The organism is Bradyrhizobium sp. NC92 (assembly GCF_025200865.1).
GTDB lineage: Bacteria > Pseudomonadota > Alphaproteobacteria > Rhizobiales > Xanthobacteraceae > Bradyrhizobium.
The window spans coordinates 5,682,154-5,700,541 of record NZ_CP104171.1 but is presented as its reverse complement, the minus strand read 5'-3'; the positions used below and the strand labels follow the sequence as shown (position 1 = coordinate 5,700,541).

Sequence of the window (18,388 nt, the reverse complement as noted above, 5' to 3'; positions counted from 1 at the left end):
CACGGACCGGCGACCGGAATCCTTCATAAGGTCGGCCGATCGTGATACGATTTTCCGATATTCGGGTGCCCTGCTCAGGAGACGAGGCAACTACCATGCCATTCCGCTCACCCTGGTCCACGCGGATCGACGAGTTCGCCACCAGCAACGCCGACCTGCTCATCCTCATCGGCCGTGTCCTGCTTGCATGGGTCTTCGTTGGAAGCGCCTATGGAGCACTCACCAACTTCAGTGGCTCGGTGAGTTATTTTCGGTCGCTGAACCTCCCGGTGCCCCAGCTGTTCACGGCGATCAACGTCGTGCTGGAAATCGTGATATCGGTTGGCTTGATACTCGGCATCGGCACGCGCTACTGCGCAATTTTGACGTTTCTGTTCGTATTGGCGGCCACTGCAATTGGACATCGTTACTGGGAGTATCCCGCTGGTCCGCAACAGATTGGCCAGTACAATCACTTCTTGAAGAACATCTCCATCATGGGAGGCGCTCTGTTGATCCTGGTCACCGGAGGAGGCCGGTTCTCCCTCGACCGGAGGGTGGGACGCTAAAGGGCGATGCGATTAGGAAGAATCGTCATCGCGCTTTAGGTTATTGTTTGAGCATGGTCTTCTCGGAAAACCGCTGCACACTTCCGGATCATGCTAGCAGCGTCACCGTACCCGCTGAGTCACGAAACATTGCGGCCGCAGGATGCGCGCGCCTGGTCCGTTCGCTTCACGCCAGCAACAACGTGACGAGCAGTTCTGCCAGTTTGACAGCTGCCAAGCCGCGCCGAGGCCGTTTTGCGTCACTTCGTCCTGAGTCTGAAAGCAACCGCGATCAGATGGCCAAGGTGTTTCGAGACGGGCTTGAGGTGTTCACCCAGGATCCTGGAGAAGAGCATCAGCCACGTCGCAAGCGCGGCACACCACAAAAGGCTTTCCAATGCTTCGGGCATGAGGTCACCCTTCCAAACAATTACTTGAAATGCGACGAGTGTGGCCGAACGGGAGCCGTGCGACAAGCCCTCCAGAAAGTGGCAAGCCGCCGAAATGCTCGGAAGCGCGCTAGCTCACCATGCGTCGCGGAAGCGAATTGAACGAGCTATCGTGCCCGCCGTTATGCGCGGCGCCTAACGTCAGCTATAGGACAGAGTTACCTACATAATGAGCGGACGTTGCATATCGCATATCACGGGTCATCCTATCGCCTCTCGGTCAGTCGCCGCTCTGAACGATCGCGCGCCTCAAGCGCTCTTCGCGGGGCTGGTCCCTTATGCGCTGTTGCGGCTAACCTCCTTCGTCGCATTAGTTGGAAAGACGAATTGGCCGGCGTGGGGGTTCGCCTTCAGGATGCAATCGATCTCCATGCATCTCTTGATTTTGCGCGATTGCCGTGGTAGGAGTTGCTCATGATCAAATCGTCGCGCAAAGTCTCCTGCAACCACATCACCCGCTTCGGCTGGGCGGTGGGAGGAGTCGTGCGCTAGGATCTCGACGACATCTTTTCCACCAGGCCCCGCCGGCATCGGACGGGGCCTTTTGTTTGGCCACGCTCCTTGCCGGCTCACAGCAGGAGCGTCCGATGCCACCACAACTGACGAAGATCTCATCCGAGGCCGAGCACGATGCCGCGGTGCTTCGCCTCGATCGATCCATTGCCCTGGCGAAGGAGGCCATGGACGAGGTCTTGGCGGCAGCGGCTCGCCTCAACGTGTCCGTTGCACCGCCGGGCCATGCCTTGTCGGGGAGGGAAGCAGCCGCAGCCGCGCCGGCGCAAAGCCTCCTGGACCTGCCCAGTCGATATTGGCGTGCGTTTGGGGAGTGGCTCCTGCATCCGCGGGTCAGCTTGCGGGACCTGAGTGACAGGGCGCTGATGGACATCGGCCTGACGCGCGCCGAGATCGACCATCTCACAGCTGGGCGGGCGATCGATACGCTCAGAGATCGTACGAGCTATCTGATGAGCCGGGGCGGGATGTGAGTGATCGCCAATTCCAGGCGTCGGTCACCCGAAAGCGTCTGCCGTGATCCCCGTCGCTCGGCTGGACTCCCCGACCGGGTCCATGGGACACTCCACTGAGCGGACGGGGAGGCGACATGATCCTGGTGACCGGCAGCGCAATCGCAAGGCAGGACTCGATCGACGAGGTCCGGAGACTAAGCCTCGAACACGTCCAACGCTCGCGCGCCGAGCCCGGCTGCATCTCGCATGCGGTGCATGTCGATTGCGAGAATCCCCTCAAATTCGTGTTCGTCGAGCAGTGGGCCGATCGCGCTGCGCTGCTCGCGCACTTCGCGGTTCCGGCCTCGCGCGACTTTGTCCGTGCGCTGCAATCGCTCGTCTCGGAGCCGACGACCATCGAGATCTACGACGCCGCCAGGATGGCCGGGCTTTGACGCGCCAGTTTTTCCACGGCAATATGCCGGCAAAACAACCATGAGAACGGGAAGATAAAATGGCGGCTCCCATCAAGTTCGGCGTTGGCCAAAGCGTGCTGCGCAAGGAGGATGACGCGCTCATCCGCGGCAAGGGCCGCTATACCGATGATTACGCGCCGCAGGCCGCGCTCCGCTGCCTGGTGCTGCGCTCGCCGCATGCGCATGCCAAATACACCATCGATGCGAGCCGGGCCCGCGGCCTGCCGGGCGTTGCGCTGATCCTGACGGCTGACGACGTCAAGGATCTCGGCAATCTGCCCTGCCTGTTCAATCTCGAGACCGATCCGTTCACCGGCCCGCCTTACCCGATCCTCGCCCAGGACGAGGTGCGACATGTCGGCGATGCCGTCGCCTTCGTGGTCGCCGAGACCATCGACCAGGCCCGCGACGCGATCGAGGCGATCGAGGTCAAATGGTCGCCGCTGCCCGCCGTGACCGGCGTCGTCAACGCCGTGAAGAAGGGCGCACCGCAGGTCTGGCCCGACAAGCCCGGCAACGTGCTGTTCGACGTCTCGATCGGCGACAAGGCGGCGGTGGACGCGGCCTTTGCCAAGGCGCATGCCGTCGCCGAGATCTCCATCGTCAATCCGCGCGTGGTGGCAAGCTTCTTGGAGACGCGCGCGGCGGTGTGCGAATACGATTCCAAGCGCGACCATCTGACGCTGACGGTCGGTAGCCAGGGCAGCCACCGCCTGCGCGACATCCTCTGCCAGAACGTGCTCAACATCCCCACCGACAAGATGCGGGTGATCTGTCCCGACGTCGGCGGCGGGTTCGGCACAAAGCTGTTTCCGTACCGGGAATACGCCTTGATGGCCGTCGCTGCGCGTAAGCTGAAGAAGGCGGTGAAGTGGGCAGCCGATCGCTCCGAGCATTTCATGGGCGATGCGCAGGGCCGCGACAACGTCACCACCGCCAAGATGGCGCTGGCTGAAGACGGCAAGTTCCTCGCCATGGATTGCGACCTCATGGGCGACATGGGCGCGTATCTGTCGACCTTCGGGCCCTACATCCCGCATGGCGGCGCGGGCATGCTGCCGGGCCTTTACGACATCCAGGCCTTCCATTGCCGGGTGCGCACCATCTTCACCCACAGCGTGCCTGTCGATGCCTATCGTGGCGCGGGCCGGCCCGAAGCCGCCTATGTCATCGAGCGCCTCGTCGATGCCTGCGCGCGAAAGCTCGACATGACGCCGGATGCCATCCGCCGCAAGAATTTCATCCCGCCGAAGGCGCTGCCCTACAAGACCGCGACCGGGAAGGTCTACGATTCCGGCGACTTCGCCGCGCATCTGAAGCGCGCGATGGAGATCGCGGAATGGAAGGAATTTCCCAAGCGCGCCAAGCTCGCCAAGAAGGGCGGCCTGATCCGCGGCATCGGGCTTGCGAGCTATGTCGAGATCTGCGGCGTGATGGGTGAGGAGACCGCCAATGTGCGGCTCGATGCCAACGGCGACGTCACCGTGCTGATCGGCACGCAATCGAGCGGGCAGGGCCATCAGACCGCCTACGCGCAGATCGTCGCCGAGCAGTTCGGCGTCGCGCCCGAGCGTGTGCATGTTCGCCAGGGCGATACCGACGAGATCGCGACCGGCCTCGGCACCGGCGGGTCGGCTTCGATTCCGTCAGGCGGCGTCAGCGTCGAGCGCGCTACGCGCGAGCTCGGGCAAAAGCTGAAGGAGATCGCGGCGCAGGCGCTCGAAGCAAGCGCCGGCGACTTAGAGATCACCGATGGCATCATCCGCATTGCCGGCACCGATCGTGCGATCTCGTTCGCCGATCTCACCAAGCGGCCCGGGGTCGATCCGTCGAAGCTGAACGGCAGCGCGACCTTTGCCAGCGCCGACGGCACCTATCCCAACGGCACCCATGTCGCGGAGGTCGAGATCGATCCAGCCACCGGCATCATCAAAATCGTCAACTACGTGATCGTCGACGATTTCGGCAAGACGCTCAACCCGCTGCTCCTGGCCGGCCAGGTGCATGGCGGCGCCATGCAGGGCATCGGCCAGGCCTTGATGGAGCAGGTGGTGTATGGACCGACCGACGGCCAGCTCATCACCGCGACCTTCATGGACTATGCGTTGCCGCGCGCGGCGGATGGGCCTGCCTTCGTGTTCGAAACCCACAACGTGCCCTGCAAGACCAATCCCATGGGCGTGAAGGGGGCCGGCGAGGCCGGCGCGATCGGCTCCTGTCCGGCCGTCGTCAATGCCATCGTCGACGCGCTCTGGCGCGAATACAAGATCGACCACATCGACATGCCGGCAACGCCCGAGCGGGTGTGGATCGCCATCAACGAGCACCACCGCCGCCACAGTCTCTGAACCCGATCTCCGCGCGCACGGGAATAAACGCGCCGCGCGGGGTTCTACCCATGATGGGTCCCGGCTTCACGTGAAGCCGGCGAAGTCTCATTCCCTGAACGTCTCGAGAGCCGGAGAAGCGAACCAATGAAACGGACGATGATTGTCGCGGGCGTCCTCGTGCTGGGCGCGGGCGCCGTCATGGCGCAACAGGAGATTGCCGTCCAGCAGGACAATCTGATGCGCTCGCAGGCAAAGAGCCTGTACTCGGTCATTCAGAAGATGTCCAAGGGCGACATTCCCTACAACCAGAAGACCGTCGACGAGGCGATTGCCAACCTGGAGGCGGACGTCGCCAAGATCGCCAAGACCTTCGAGGTCAATCCCAAGCAGGACGTCGTGAATGCGTCCTACGGCTCCTCGCCGAAGGTCTGGCAGAACAAGGCCGATTTCGATTCCAAGATCCCGCCGGTGCAGAAGGCGATCGCCGACGTCAAAGGCAAGATCACCAATGTCGCGAGCCTGAAGGCGGCCTACACGGCGATCAACGACCGCTGCAATGATTGTCACGAAACCTATCGGTTGAAGTTGAAATAACGGGGCGACGAGGAAGCAGTGAAGGGGGCGGTTGCGAAGGCAGCCGCCTTTTTGCGTAGCCGCGAGCCGCAGCGAGGCAGTAATTCTGTCCGCAAGGCCTGACGGATTGCTCTCAGAGCAGCTATCTTTGTGGCAGCGCGCCGTGCGCTCACACGAGTCGACGCATCCTCCTCCCGACACTCTCAGGACATCAGGGAGTTCCAGCGCGCGGCGAGCACCATAGTCAACAGCGAGACAGGCCATGGCGAAACCGTTCCCGTCGAAGACCCATATCGGCAATCATATGCTGCATCCGGAAACCTTGATGCTGACCTATGGCTATGACCCGCAATTGTCGGAGGGCGCCATCAAGCCGCCGGTGTTCCTGACCTCCACCTTCGTGTTCAAGACCGCCGAGGACGGGCAGGACTTCTTCGACTACGTCGCCGGTCGGCGCGAGCCGCCGGAAGGCATGGGCGCGGGCTTGGTCTATTCGCGCTTCAATCATCCCAACAGCGAGATCGTCGAGGACAGGCTCGCGATCTACGAGCGAACCGAGAGTTGCGCGCTGTTCTCGTCCGGCATGGCGGCCATCGCAACCACGATCCTGGCCTTCGTTCGCCCCGGCGATGTCATCCTGCACTCGCAGCCGCTCTATGGCGGGACGGAGACCTTGCTGACGAACACGCTCGCGCGCCTGTCGATCGGCGCCGTCGGCTTTGCCGACGGAATCGACGAGACGGCGGTCAAGCAGGCCTCGGAGGAGGCCATGGGCAAGGGGCGGGTTTCGATGATCCTGATCGAGACGCCCGCCAATCCGACCAACGGCCTCGTCGACGTCGCAATGATCCGCCGCACCGCCGATGCCATCGGCAAGGCGCAGGGACACACGCCGATCATCGCCTGCGACAACACGCTGCTCGGGCCGGTGTTTCAGCGGCCCATCGAGCACGGCGCGGACCTGTCGCTGTATTCGCTGACCAAGTATGTCGGTGGCCATTCCGACCTGATCGCGGGCGCCGCGCTCGGATCGAAAGCGATCATGAAGGGCATCAAGGCGCTGCGCGGCGCCATCGGCACCCAGCTCGATCCGCATTCCTGCTGGATGATCAACCGCTCGCTCGAGACGCTCAGCCTGCGGATGGAGAAAGCCGATGCGAATGCGCGGCTGGTGGCGGACTTCCTGCGCGACCACCCGAAGGTCGCCAAGGTCCATTACCTCGGTCATCACGAAGAGGCCTCGCCATCGGGGCGTGTGTTCGCGCGGCAATGCCTCGGCGCGGGGTCGACCTTCTCGTTCGACATCGTCGGCGGCAAGGAGGCGGCGGTGAAATTCCTCAACGCGCTGCAGATTCTCAAGCTGGCGGTGAGTCTCGGCGGCACGGAATCGCTCGCAAGCCTGCCGGCGACGATGACCCATTCCGGCGTTCCCGCCGACATCCGCCGGAAAATCGGCGTGCTCGATTCCACGATCCGGCTCTCGATCGGTATCGAGAACCCGTCGGACCTGATCGCCGACCTCGCGCAGGCGCTGAACGCGGCTTGAGCGAGGCAGGTTCTCGCCCCGAATCGAAAAGGCCGAACGCTCCCTCCTTGCGTCCGGCCTTTCCGCGACGAAGCCTGCGTTTTCGCTTTACTTCGTCACCTGACCGCGGATCTCGCCGCCCGGGTTCGCCGCGGTGTGGATGTTGATGTAGTACTTGCCGCCGAGCAGATCGGCGGCCTGCGCGTCGGTGAGCGTCGCTTCGCCCTTGACCGGGCTCGAGGCTGCATTCGGGATCGCGACGGCGACGCCGGCGTTCTTGCCGGCTTCGGCAGGCCCGTGGAAATGCGCGGCGGTGGCGGGGCCCGAGAGGCCGGAATAGGTGACGGTCCAGGACAGCTTCTTGCTGGCAGCGTCGTAGTCCAGATCGGCCGTTCCGGTGGCGCTGCTGGTGTTGGCAGGGACTTCGGATTTGCCGTCCAGCGTCGCCTTCAGTTTTTCCGCGCTGGCCGGGGCGGCGAACGCAACGGCAGCTCCGAGTGCCAGTGTGGCAAAAACGGCTTTGGTCATGGGTCTCTCCCTGTTCAGGCCTGATTGCTCTTCAAACAGTTGGTCATGCGGTTTATTCCGGCATTACAGCCGGACCGTCTAAAATATTCGTGGTTGGATCGGGCGCGGCATGACCCTTAAGTTCGCGCGCTCACGATGGAATGATTGAATGCTGCGACGAATGCTTCTTGCCGCCCTGATCGCCGCCGCCGCGGCGTTCGGCCTCTATTGGTGGTTGACCGCCCCGGCCGCGCTGGCCTTGCCGGCGCCGACACGGAGCCCGGATCTTGCCAACGGGCAGGAGCTGTTCAACGCCGGCGGCTGCTCGTCCTGTCACGCCATCCCCAATCAGCCCGATCGCCTGCGGCTCGGCGGCGGGCTGGCGCTGGGCTCGCCGTTCGGGACGTTCTACGCGCCCAACATTTCCCCCGATCCGGCCGACGGAATCGGCCGCTGGAGCGAGGCTGATTTCGTCAACGCCGTGTTGCGCGGCATCTCGCCCGCGGGCGCGCACTATTTCTCCGCGTTTCCCTACACGTCCTATCATCTGGCAAGCATCGACGACGTTCGCGACCTCTTTGCCTACCTGAAAACGCTGCCGCCGGTGTCCGGCAGAGTGCGCGACCACGCGCTGCCGTTTCCGTTCAACATTCGCCGCAATGTCGGCATCTGGAAACTGCTGTTCATGGACACCGCGCCGTTCGTCGCGGACGCCGCGCGCTCGCCGCAATGGAATCGCGGGGCCTATCTCGTGAACGGTTTCGGCCATTGCGCCGAATGCCACAGCCCGCGCAATGCGCTCGGCGGCATCATCGCCGGCCAGCGCTTTGCCGGTGGGCCCAATCCGGAAGGTGAGGGCTGGGTGCCCAACATCACGCAGCAGGGCATCGGCAGCTGGAGCGAGAAGGATATCGCGGATTTTCTCGAGACCGGCGACATGCCCGAGGGCGACAGCGCTTCGGGTGCGATGCGGCCGGTGATCAAGAATCTGGCGCAATTGACCGCGGAAGACCGCGCCGCGATGGCCGCGTATCTGAAGTCGCTGCCGCCGGTGCAGGGACCGACACCGCCCAAACGCAAGGAGGGCGGCTAGCGCTGCCGGCGCGCTTCGGCCGTTGTTAGGCGCATGCTCTAGCCGGTGCCGAACGCCTTGAAGGTGATGATGGTGAGGGTGTCCTGGATGCCCGGCAGCACCTGCACCTTCTCATTCACGAAATGGCCGATGTCGGTATCCTTGTCGACGTAGAACTTCACCAGGAGGTCGTATTGGCCGGCCGTGGAATAGATCTCGGAGGCGATCTCGGCTTCGGCAAGCGCATTGGCCACCGTATAGGACTGGCCGAGCTTGCATTTGATTTGGACGAAGAAAGGAACCATCGCGGGCACTCCGAAAGCGGATCTGGCGGCTAATAGGCCAAAACCGGCCGGATTTAGCAAGCCAGGTTGCGGCTCCTGCGCGGCGCATTCGCAAGTCTAGGATGGGACCACCGCTGCGGCCAATGCATCCCTGAGCCGCTGGGCGAGCTCGACCTTGCGATAGGGCTTGGTCAGCACGATCGATTGCGGCCGCGCGTGGCCCTGCGCGACCAGGGTCTCCAGCGCGTAGCCCGAGGTGAACAGGACCGGCAGGCCGGGACGCAGCCGCCGCGCCTGATCGGCGAGGTCCCAGCCGCTCATGCCACCGGGCATCACGATATCGGTGAACAGCAAGTCGATGCCGGGATCGCCCTGCAGCTGCTGCAGGGCATCCTTGCCGTTGACCGCGGCAACGACGCGATATCCGAGCGCTTCCACCCTGCGAATGACGGAGGAGCGGACGAACGGATCGTCCTCGACGATCAGGATCGTCTCGTAGCCTCGCGGCGCCTTGTCCTCGCCGTCGGGAAGATCGGCCTGCGACCCGCCGGTGTTCGCGCGCGGCAGGTAGATCCTGACCGTGGTTCCGAGGCCTGCCTCGCTGTAGATCGAGACATGGCCGCCCGATTGCTTGGCAAAGCCATAGACCATGCTGAGGCCGAGGCCCGAGCCCTTGCCGACCTCCTTGGTGGTGAAGAACGGCTCGAACGCGCGTGCGGTGATCTCGGGCGCCATGCCTTCGCCGTCATCGGTGACCGAGATCAGGGCATAGCTGCCGGGCGCGACCTCCGGGTGAAGGGCGCGATCGTCGTCGATCGTGACCAGCTCAGTGGCCAGCGTGAGGTGGCCTCCCGATGGCATGGCATCCTGCGCATTGAGCGCAAGATTCAGCACGGCGGATTCGAGCTGGGCGCGGTCGGCAAAGGCCAGGACCGTGCCGGGCCCGGAGCTCGTCCTGATCTCGATGTCTTCGCGCAAGGTGCGCTTGAGCAGCTTGAACATGGAATCGAGCAGGCTGCGGCAATCGATCGTCTGGGGCCGCAGCAATTGGCGGCGGCTGAAGGCGAGCAGGCGCTGCGTCAGCTCGGCGCCCTGTTCGCCCGATTGGCAGATGTCCTCGGCAAAGCGCTTGAGGTCCGGCCTCGCCTTGAGCTGCTCGCTCAGGTGCTCGGCATTGCCGATGATGACGGTCAGCAGATTGTTGAAGTCGTGCGCGATGCCGCCGGAGAGCTGGCCGACCATCTCCATCTTCTGCGCCTGCTGGAGCTGCTGCTCGGTCAGCTTGCGCGCGGTGAGGTCGTGGACGATGCCGACGAAGATCAATTCGCCGTCCTGCCGCGCCTGGCCGACCGAGAGATCCATCGCAAATGTCGTGCCGTCCTTGCGCAGGCCGATGGCCTCGCCGCCTATCGCGAAATGCCGCGCCGCATCCGCCTCGGGCATCAGCATGCCGACGTTGCGGTTCATCACCTCGTCGGCGCGGTAGCCGAACAAGCGCTCGCAGGCCGGATTGAACAGCAGGATGCGGTCCTGCGCATCGAACAGGATGACGCCGTCGACGGCGGTCTCGACGATCGCGGTGAGGCGCGCCACGCTCTCGCGCATCGCGCGCTGGGCGTCGCGGACCTGCTGCAGCAGCAGCGCGGCGTCACGGCTCTTGATTTCCTCCTCCTCGAGCGCGGCCTGGACCTGTCGCAGCTCGAACGGCGAGGGGATCGTCAGGATCTTCGGCAGCAACGGCCAGAGTGCGGCGGCGGTGAAGACCGAGGCGACCGCGGTGGCGGCCTTGACCATGCCCTCGATGCCATAGATCGGGACCCAGAGCGTGTAGATCGACAGCACGTGAGTCAGGCCGCAGGCCATGATGAAGATGGCGAACGCCCAATAGACCCAGCCGAACTTGAGGTCGCGCCGCTTGGTGACGAGGATGGCGAGGGCGAACGGGATCGAGAAATAGGCGGCGGCAATGCAGGCGTCGGAAACGACGTGAAGCCAGATCAGCTCAGGCTCCCACAACAGGCAGATGCCGTGCGGCGACAGCATGGACGAGTCGAGGAGACGTTCGAAGAAGGCCCACATCGTTCCACCCCAAGAGTCTTTTCAGATGGCTTGCGGGCCGGGGCGGCCTGCAACATCGGGTCGCTGGACGGTTCCACCACCTGACGTACCTCGTCATCGGCGAAGCACGCTAAGGTACACGACTATACCAAGGGTCCGGCGCCGTTGCATTTTCAAGCCCGCATCATTGCGGGCCTTTGACCGCGCCGTGTCCGACTGATTCGCAAGGCGCGCAATTGATTCGCGAATCACGCTCGGCGGCGATTCGGCGCGCTTGCTGGCGTTCAGCGGTCGCGCTAGGACAGGCCATGGCGGCGTCCTCAAGCACATGTCCCCCGCGATGACGACCCCGGTCGCACTCACCATCGCCGGTTCCGATTCGAGCGGCGGCGCCGGCATCCAGGCGGACCTGAAGACCTTTGCCGCGCTCGGCGTCTACGGCGCCTCCGTGATCACGGCGCTAACGGCGCAGAACACGCGCGGCGTGACCGGCATTCACGCGGTGCCGGCCGGGTTCGTCACCGAGCAGATCGACGCGGTGTTCTCCGACCTCGACATCGGTGCGGTGAAGATCGGCATGGTGGCCCAGGCCGCCAGCATCGACGCCATCGCGGCCGCGCTGTCGCGCTGGGCGCCGCGGCACGTCGTGCTCGATCCCGTCATGGTGGCGACCTCCGGCGATCGCCTGCTCGCCGCTGAAGCCGTCGACGCCTTGCGCACCAGGCTGATGCGGCTGGCCGCCGTGATCACGCCGAACCTGCCGGAGGCCGCGGCCCTGCTCGATGAGCCGGTGGCGGCGAGCGAGGCCGAGATCGAAAGCCAGGGACGCCGCCTGCTGGCGCTGGGCTGCCGCGCCGTCCTGATCAAGGGCGGGCACGGAGAGGGTGCCGAGAGCACCGACTATCTCGTCACTGCCGCGACCACGATCGCGCTCGCCGCGCCGCGCGTGGCCACCCGCAACACCCATGGCACCGGCTGCTCGCTGTCCTCCGCCATCGCGGCGGGGCTGGCCAAGGGCGAGGACCTCGAGGCCGCCGTGCGCAACGCCAAGGCCTGGATCACTGCCGCGATCGCCGCCGCCGACCGCTTCAGCGTCGGCCACGGCCACGGGCCGATCCATCATTTCCACAAGTTCTACTGAGGCGGGCTGCCGGGGAAACACCCTCTCCCCAGCCCTCCCCGCAAGCGGGGGAGGGAGCACACCTATCTCGTGGCTTCCGGCCGGGATCTGATCTCCAGAGCCCCCTGCGGCGCCATGTCGCCTGATTGTCGCATGCGACTGATATTCGCGGGGAGGGCGAGGCAAGGCGTGATTCGTATTTCAAGGTGCCTCGAGGGTTCAATCGGTCATCCCCCTGTCACGGGACATTGTTACAGGCTGGCGCATGGGAAGTTACGATGTGAGTGACGAGAGCCCGGAGCGGCGCTTTCGCACGTTGTTCATCTCCGACGTCCATCTCGGAGCCCGCGGTTCACAAGCCGATCTTCTGCTCGACTTCCTGCGCTACCATGATGCCGACACGATCTATCTCGTCGGCGACATCGTCGACGGCTGGGCGCTGAAATCGAGCTGGCACTGGCCGCAATCGCATAACGACCTCGTCCAGAAGCTTTTGCGCAAGGCGCGCAAGGGCGCCAAGGTCATCTACATTCCCGGCAATCACGACGAGTTCCTGCGCAACTATTACGGCACGCATTTCGGCGGCATCGACGTGGTCGAGAACACCGTCCACACCGGCGTGGACGGCAAGCGCTATCTCGTCATTCACGGCGACATCTTCGATCTCGTGGTGCAGAACGCGCGCTGGCTCGCCCATCTCGGCGACAAGGCCTACGACTTCGCGATCCAGATGAATCGCTTCGTCAACTTCTTCCGCCGTCTGTTCGGCGTGCCCTATTGGTCGCTGTCGCAATGGGCCAAGCAGAAGGTCAAGAACGCCGTCAACTATATCGGCGCGTTCGAGCAGGCGCTCGCCGCCGAGGCACGGCGTCACGAGGCCGACGGCGTGATCTGCGGCCACATCCACTACGCCGTGATCCGCGACGAGGCCGGCATCCGCTACATGAATTGCGGCGACTGGGTGGAGAGCTGCACCGCCCTGGTCGAGCATGACGACGGCCATTTCGAGATCATCACCTGGGCGGATCAGTTGCAGAAGCCCGCGCAGGTGCCACAGGTCGCGGCAAGGGCGGCCTGATGCGCATCCTGGTCGCGACCGATGCCTGGCACCCGCAAGTCAACGGTGTGGTTCGGACGCTGACCAAGCTCGCTGACGCCGCCAAAAAGCTCGGCGTCGAGTTCACGTTCCTGACGCCACAATCGTTCCGCACCTTCGCCATGCCGAGCTATCGCGACGTGCGCCTCGCCATGCCGCGCCCGGCCCGGATCGCAAGGCTGATCGAGGAGGCGCGGCCCGACAGCATCCACATCGCGACCGAAGGGCCGATCGGCCTGATGGTTCGCCGCTATTGCCGCCAGCGCAAGCTGCCGTTCACGACCAGCTTCCACACCCGCTTCCCTGAATATGTCCGCGCCCGCGTGCCAGTCCCTGGCTCGCTGATCTGGCGGGCGCTGCGGCGATTCCACAGCCCCAGCCGCGCCGTGATGGCGGCGACGCCTGCGCTCGCGCGCGAACTGACCGAGCGCGGCTTCGACAATGTCGTGCTGTGGCCGCGCGGCGTCGACACGGGCCTGTTCCACCCCCGCGTCATCGATCTCTGCCTGCCGGCCCCCGTATTCCTGTCGGTCGGCCGGGTGGCCGTGGAGAAGAATCTCGAGGCGTTCCTGGAGCTCGACCTGCCCGGCACCAAGGTGGTCGTCGGCGACGGCCCGGCGCGCGCCTCGCTGGAAGAGGCCTATCCCGATGCGATCTTCCTCGGCGAGAAGCACGGTGAGGAACTGGCGGATATCTACGCGGCCGCCGACGTGTTCGTGTTCCCGAGCAAGACCGACACCTTCGGCCTGGTCCTGCTGGAGGCGCTGGCGAGTGGTCTGCCGGTCGCGGCTTTCCCGGTGAAGGGACCCCGCGACGTGATCGGCGATGCGCCTGTCGGCGCGCTCGATCACGACCTGCGCAGTGCCTGCTTCGCCGCGCTCGACATCTCCCGCCAGGACTGCGTCGCGTTTGCCGCCAATTACACCTGGGAAGCCTCGGCGCGGGTCTTCATCGACAGCATTTTGGCGGTCGGGGCGGTGCTGCCCGGCAGGGCCGGCGCGGAACAGCCGCGGTTCGTGGCCTAGAGCGATCTCGATCCGATGGATCGAAATGGCTCTAGATTCTTGTTTTGACGCGTTTTCTTTACGCGAACCGGTAGCCACTTCGCTCTAAAGCGCTATGGGGAAAATCATCGCGCGGAGGTGTCTTGCCCGGGCCTGATCGGCCGCGATAACATTCCGCCATGACCGAACAGCTCCTTCCGGTCGGCCCTGCCGACATCGATGCCGCGGCGCGCGTGATCGCGCCTTACGCCATCCGCACCCCGCTATTGTCCTTTCCCGTGCTCAACGAGCGTGTCGGTGCGAAAGTGTTCCTGAAGCCCGAGATGCTCCAGCGCACCGGCTCGTTCAAGTTCCGCGGTGCCTTCAACAAGGTGTTCTCGATCCCGCAGGACAAGCGCGCCGGCGGGGTCGTCGCGTTCTCCTCCGGCAACCACGCGCAGGGCGTGGCGGCGGCGGCAAAGATCCTCGACATGCAGGCGACCATCGTGATGCCGGCGGATGCCCCGCTGTCGAAGCGCGAGCGCACCAAATCCTACGGCGCCGAAGTCGTGCTGTACGACCGCGACAAGGACGACCGCGAGGCGATCTCGCGCGGCATCGCCGAGAAGCGCGGCGCGACGCTGGTCAAACCCTACGACGATCCCTTCGTGATCGCAGGGCAGGGCACCGCCGGCCGCGAGATCGCGGAGGACATGGCAACGCTCGGCCTCAGCCCCGACATCGTGGTGGCGCCGGCCTCCGGCGGCGGCCTGATCGCGGGCGTCGCGACGGCCGTGAAGGCGCGCTATCCGCAAGCCGAGATCGTGGTCGCCGAGCCCGAGGCCTTCGACGACCACGGCATTTCACTCAGCGCCGGCCATCGCGAGCCGCATCCGCCGGCTGGCCGCACCATCTGCGATGCGCTGATGGCGCTGATGCCGGGCGAGATGACGTTTGCGATCAACAGCAAGCTGCTCGCGCGCGGCGTCACGGCCTCGGACAAGGAAGTCGGCGCAGCGGTGGCTTTCGCCTATCGCGAGCTGAAGCTCGTGGTGGAGCCCGGCGGCGCGGTGGGTCTTGCCGCGCTGCTCGCCGGACGCCTGGACGTCACGGGGAAGAACGTGGTGATCGTGCTGTCCGGCGGCAATGTCGACGCGGATCTGTTCGCCGAGCTGGTGGCCTAGTCGGCTCCTCCTCACGGCCATCCGGGAATGAGAGGAACTAATATGAAGAAGGGGCAGAGCGTCGCCGCTCTGCCCCTTCTGTGTTTCTGTCGATCTTGAGGATCGAACTTTCCGCTTGCTCAGTGCAACCTCTCCCGCTTGCGGGAGAGGTCGGCACGCAGTGCCGGGTGAGGGCTTCTTCCTCTTGGGGATTGTCCCGTTGTGGTGAGACCCTCTCCCCAGCCCTCCCCCGCAAGCGGGGGAGGGAGCAGACCGACTTCCTGCGCAATCAGTGCATGAAGCCGCCGCGACGGTTGCCGCCATTATTCATGCTCGGCGCCTGGTTCATCGACTGCCGGAAGTTGTTGTTGCTGCTGACCATGCGGTTCGGCATCGTGTTGAGCTGCGGACGGTTGGTCTGCACGTTGGTCTGCACCTGCACCTTGTTCACGGGGATAGTGTTGGGCTTCACGATGCCGGTGTTGCCGTTGTTGACGCGGATCGGCTGGTTCTGCGTCTGAAGGTTGACCGGCTTCACGTCGATCTTCGTGCCGGGATTCACCGGCACGTTTACGGTCTTGCCAGACGAGCCGTTGGTCGTGCCGGCATTGTTGCCGCCGTTCTGCGGATTGTTGGTCGCAGGCAGGGTCACGATCTTGCCGATGCCGACCTTGCCATTGGTCGTGTGGGTCGGTGCGGGTAGGGTGACGATCTTGCTCGGGGTCTGCGACGGCGTGCCGTTCTGCGGGTTCGGCTGGTTGTTGCCCGCAGGCAGGGTGACGATCTGGCCGCCATTGCCGAGCTTGCCGACGACGTTGCCGTCGACCGGCTTCTGCACGACCGGCAGATTGCCGTTCACCTGCACGCCATTGCCCTGCTGCATCAGCGGCATGTATTTGGGCTGGCCGAGATTGCCGATCTTGATGGTCGGGGCAAAGTTCTGCGGCGCCAGGAACTTGGTCGCCTGCATCAAGGGGATCTGCTTCGGCTGCGCCTGCAGCTTCAGCGCGACCTGCGCATAGGGGCTGTTGCCGTAGCTGTCGTAGAAGCTCTTGTAGGCAAGCGGGGAGTTGGCAAGCACCGCCTTGTGCCAGGCCTGCGAGATCAGCAGGTTCTTGAGCAGCCAGCGGATGTGGTCGCACAGCGGATCGTGCGGATACATCTGGATGAACTCCTGATAATATTCCGGACGGCCCTCGGACACGACGTAGTCATAGGCCTGACGCGTCGAGCGGCTCGGCAAATTGGAGGCCATCTGCACGACCGGCGTATTCACCGGCGCGCGGTTGGCGGCAACCGCAGTGTCGCCGAAGAACGTAAAGTCGCTCGTCAGCGACGAGCTCTCCCAGGGGATCTGCGCGCCGCTGGTGGTCTGGTTGACCTGCAGGCGCACGCGCTTGAACAGCTGCTCGATCGGCACGTTGGGCTCGCGCGCGACGTTCAGGAACGCCTGCGTGTAGGGGCTGTGACCATTGGTGCCGTCGAGCGCCTCAGTGCCCGGCGCGGTCGAGTAGCCGACGATCGAACCGTTCGGCGCATCGACGATGGCGAGGCCGCGGCCGGCGTCGTTGACTTCAGGGAACGGGTTGTTGCGGCAGGCATCGAGGATGACGATGCGCATACGGCTCGGGATCGTCTCCAGCGTCGACATCACGTCGACGAGGCGCACCGAATTGTTGACGAGCTCGGTGGGGTTGGAGACCTTGGCATCGACCGGAACGAGATAGTTCTCGCCGGCGAGCTGCACACCGTGACCGGCGTAATAGACCATTGCCACCGTGTTCGGACCGCGCGAGGCGACCTTGGCGGAAAAGTCCTGGACGACGCGGAGCATGTCGTTTTGGGTCAGGTCGGTCGCTGCGACCACTTCGAACCCGGCGGAGTTCAGGAACTGCGCCATCGACTGGGCGTCATCGTCGGGATTCGCAAGCTGCGGCGCGTTCTTGTAGTTCGCATTGCCGATCACCAGCGCCACCCGCTGCTCCGGGCCTTGCAGCGCGGTGGGGGCAGGCTGCACCGGGGCGACCTGCGCGGAAACGGGCCCGCAGGCGAAGCCGAACAGGCTTCCCAACAGGCTCGCTGTCATGAAAAAGGGCTTTAGGCGGAACATGGCGTGCTCCTTTGGCACTCATCTCGATGCGAGATTGGTTGCGCGCAAGCTTGGCCGCGTTCGAGCCCTGCGGTCCGTGATCCCTGTCACCATGGCGGCCTCCGTGATCTGAATCACGCTCGGAACCTGTTATGGTTAGCGATCAATTGGGAGGAACCGCCGTCACATGCTGAAATCGATCGATCCGATCCTGACGCCAGACCTGCTCTGGCTGCTCGCCTCCATGGGCCACGGCGACGACCTCGTTTTCGTCGATGCCAATCACCCGGCCACCCGCATCGCGCAGAGCACCTCGTCGCAACGCTTGATCCAATTGCCGGGCATGACGATGGAGGTCGCCGTCCGCGCCATCATGTCGGTCTATCCGCTCGACGATTTCGATCCCGATCCGGTGCGTGTGATGATGCCGGTCGACGATCCCGACCGCGTGCCCGAGGTGCAGCGCGCCGTGCTCGCCGAGATCGAGCGCGCTGTTGGCCGCGCCGTTGCACCCGGCAAGCTCTCCCGTCCGGATTTTTATCGCGCGGCGGCGGCAGGCTTTGGCGTCGTGCAGGTCGGTGACAGCAGGGGCTATGGCTGCTTCCTGATCCGCAAGGGCGTGATCGGTTAGCGCGGCTGCGTTCGATCGACGCACCGCGTGATCGAAGCGGATGCGACATCGTGTGCGATGCTCCCACGCGACCATCTGCCAGCACTCGAATTTGAATGGTCTTCCGCCAGGCGAGCGTCTATCGTCGATCCATGTCTCGCCTTCTGTGTCTCTTCGTTGCTGTCATCCTGTCGTTGCTGCCCGCTGTCGCGTCCGCCGAGCCCGTGCAAAAGCGTCCCAAGCCGGTCTGGAAGGGCTATGGGTTTCTGCCGGGCTATCGGCAGCCGCTCAGCAACAGCATCCCGCTCTACAAGCAGAAAGACGCCATGCGGCGCCTCGCGCGGACTGAACGTCGCCATTGGTACATCGATCCGGTTCCGCAATATTATCGCTGGGACGGCGAGTGGCACTATTTCGGCCGCCCCGGGTTCAACGGCGGTCGCTACAATGGCGGCAGCTTTGGCCCGTGCTGGACGCGCACTCCGATCGGGGCGGTGTGGAATTGCGGGTGATGAGGCGCTGACTGCGCCTACGCGTCATTGCGAGCGCAGCGAAGCAATCCAGACTGCCGCCGCGGAG

The 18,388-nt window shown here is 64.4% G+C and carries 17 protein-coding genes; 13 read left to right on the top strand and 4 right to left on the bottom strand.

Translation table 11 applies throughout. From position 1 onward, the window contains the following. Positions 1–95 precede the first annotated feature (95 nt). The 6 genes from N2602_RS26980 (at position 96) to N2602_RS26955 (ending at position 6,848) form a co-directional block, all read left to right on the top strand. Positions 96–548 carry a DoxX family protein gene (locus tag N2602_RS26980; RefSeq protein WP_212260229.1) on the top strand — a complete coding sequence of 151 codons (453 nt, stop codon included), beginning with the start codon at positions 96–98 and terminating at the stop codon, positions 546–548. Between the two features lie 1,015 nt (positions 549–1,563). Continuing rightward, the gene (locus N2602_RS26975) at positions 1,564–1,962 is read left to right on the top strand and encodes a DUF1127 domain-containing protein (RefSeq protein ID WP_212260230.1); all 399 of its coding nucleotides are present in this window, start codon (positions 1,564–1,566) and stop codon (positions 1,960–1,962) included. Between the two features lie 116 nt (positions 1,963–2,078). Then, the gene (locus tag N2602_RS26970; RefSeq protein ID WP_172785288.1) at positions 2,079–2,378 is read left to right on the top strand and encodes a putative quinol monooxygenase; all 300 of its coding nucleotides are present in this window, start codon (positions 2,079–2,081) and stop codon (positions 2,376–2,378) included. A 59-nt stretch (positions 2,379–2,437) separates the two neighbouring features. Continuing rightward, positions 2,438–4,747, top strand: coding sequence for a xanthine dehydrogenase family protein molybdopterin-binding subunit (locus N2602_RS26965; protein ID WP_260379957.1), 2,310 nt, complete (start codon positions 2,438–2,440; stop codon positions 4,745–4,747). 126 nt (positions 4,748–4,873) lie between these two features. Then, complete coding sequence (locus N2602_RS26960) at positions 4,874–5,323, top strand: cytochrome c (RefSeq protein WP_172785286.1); 450 nt, start codon at positions 4,874–4,876, stop codon at positions 5,321–5,323. 241 nt (positions 5,324–5,564) lie between these two features. Beyond that, the gene (locus tag N2602_RS26955; protein ID WP_172785285.1) at positions 5,565–6,848 is read left to right on the top strand and encodes a cystathionine gamma-synthase family protein; all 1,284 of its coding nucleotides are present in this window, start codon (positions 5,565–5,567) and stop codon (positions 6,846–6,848) included. 87 nt (positions 6,849–6,935) lie between these two features. Here the strand turns inward: N2602_RS26955 and N2602_RS26950 are convergent, their stop codons facing one another. Then, complete coding sequence (locus N2602_RS26950) at positions 6,936–7,355, bottom strand: CHRD domain-containing protein (protein WP_212260236.1); 420 nt, start codon at positions 7,353–7,355, stop codon at positions 6,936–6,938. 148 nt (positions 7,356–7,503) lie between these two features. Between N2602_RS26950 and N2602_RS26945 the strand changes: the two genes are divergently transcribed. Then, positions 7,504–8,427, top strand: coding sequence for a cytochrome c (locus N2602_RS26945; RefSeq protein ID WP_260379956.1), 924 nt, complete (start codon positions 7,504–7,506; stop codon positions 8,425–8,427). Positions 8,428–8,465: 38 nt separating this feature from the next. Here the strand turns inward: N2602_RS26945 and N2602_RS26940 are convergent, their stop codons facing one another. Together N2602_RS26940 and N2602_RS26935 are read right to left on the bottom strand one after the other, a co-directional pair. Continuing rightward, entirely contained in the window at positions 8,466–8,711 is a 246-nt protein-coding gene (locus N2602_RS26940; RefSeq protein ID WP_018642903.1) for an Lrp/AsnC family transcriptional regulator, read from the bottom strand. Positions 8,712–8,807: 96 nt separating this feature from the next. Continuing rightward, positions 8,808–10,769, bottom strand: coding sequence for a PAS domain-containing sensor histidine kinase (locus N2602_RS26935; RefSeq protein WP_260379955.1), 1,962 nt, complete (start codon positions 10,767–10,769; stop codon positions 8,808–8,810). Positions 10,770–11,088: 319 nt separating this feature from the next. Between N2602_RS26935 and thiD the strand changes: the two genes are divergently transcribed. The 4 genes from thiD to N2602_RS26915 all read left to right on the top strand — a co-directional run bounded on the left by thiD (position 11,089) and on the right by N2602_RS26915 (position 15,131). Next, positions 11,089–11,889 (top strand): bifunctional hydroxymethylpyrimidine kinase/phosphomethylpyrimidine kinase, encoded by an 801-nt coding sequence (gene thiD, locus N2602_RS26930; RefSeq protein ID WP_260379954.1) that lies wholly within the window; start codon positions 11,089–11,091, stop codon positions 11,887–11,889. Between the two features lie 244 nt (positions 11,890–12,133). Next, positions 12,134–12,946 carry a UDP-2,3-diacylglucosamine diphosphatase gene (locus tag N2602_RS26925; protein WP_172785281.1) on the top strand — a complete coding sequence of 271 codons (813 nt, stop codon included), beginning with the start codon at positions 12,134–12,136 and terminating at the stop codon, positions 12,944–12,946. Continuing rightward, positions 12,946–13,989 (top strand): glycosyltransferase family 1 protein, encoded by a 1,044-nt coding sequence (locus N2602_RS26920; RefSeq protein ID WP_260379953.1) that lies wholly within the window; start codon positions 12,946–12,948, stop codon positions 13,987–13,989. Before N2602_RS26925 ends, N2602_RS26920 begins: the two co-directional genes overlap by 1 nt. 158 nt (positions 13,990–14,147) lie before the next feature. Continuing rightward, on the top strand, positions 14,148–15,131 hold the full coding sequence (locus N2602_RS26915; protein WP_260379952.1) for a threonine/serine dehydratase: 984 nt from the start codon (positions 14,148–14,150) through the stop codon (positions 15,129–15,131). A 268-nt stretch (positions 15,132–15,399) separates the two neighbouring features. On the opposite strand, the gene N2602_RS26910 is transcribed toward N2602_RS26915, so the two are convergent. Next, entirely contained in the window at positions 15,400–17,220 is a 1,821-nt protein-coding gene (locus N2602_RS26910; RefSeq protein ID WP_260379951.1) for a caspase family protein, read from the bottom strand. Between the two features lie 166 nt (positions 17,221–17,386). Here N2602_RS26910 and N2602_RS26905 point away from each other — a divergent pair, with 166 nt between their 5' ends. Together N2602_RS26905 and N2602_RS26900 are read left to right on the top strand one after the other, a co-directional pair. After that, complete coding sequence (locus tag N2602_RS26905) at positions 17,387–17,830, top strand: RbsD/FucU family protein (RefSeq protein ID WP_172785277.1); 444 nt, start codon at positions 17,387–17,389, stop codon at positions 17,828–17,830. A gap of 131 nt (positions 17,831–17,961) precedes the next feature. Beyond that, on the top strand, positions 17,962–18,321 hold the full coding sequence (locus N2602_RS26900; RefSeq protein ID WP_246572060.1) for a hypothetical protein: 360 nt from the start codon (positions 17,962–17,964) through the stop codon (positions 18,319–18,321). The last annotated feature ends 67 nt before the right edge of the window (positions 18,322–18,388 follow it).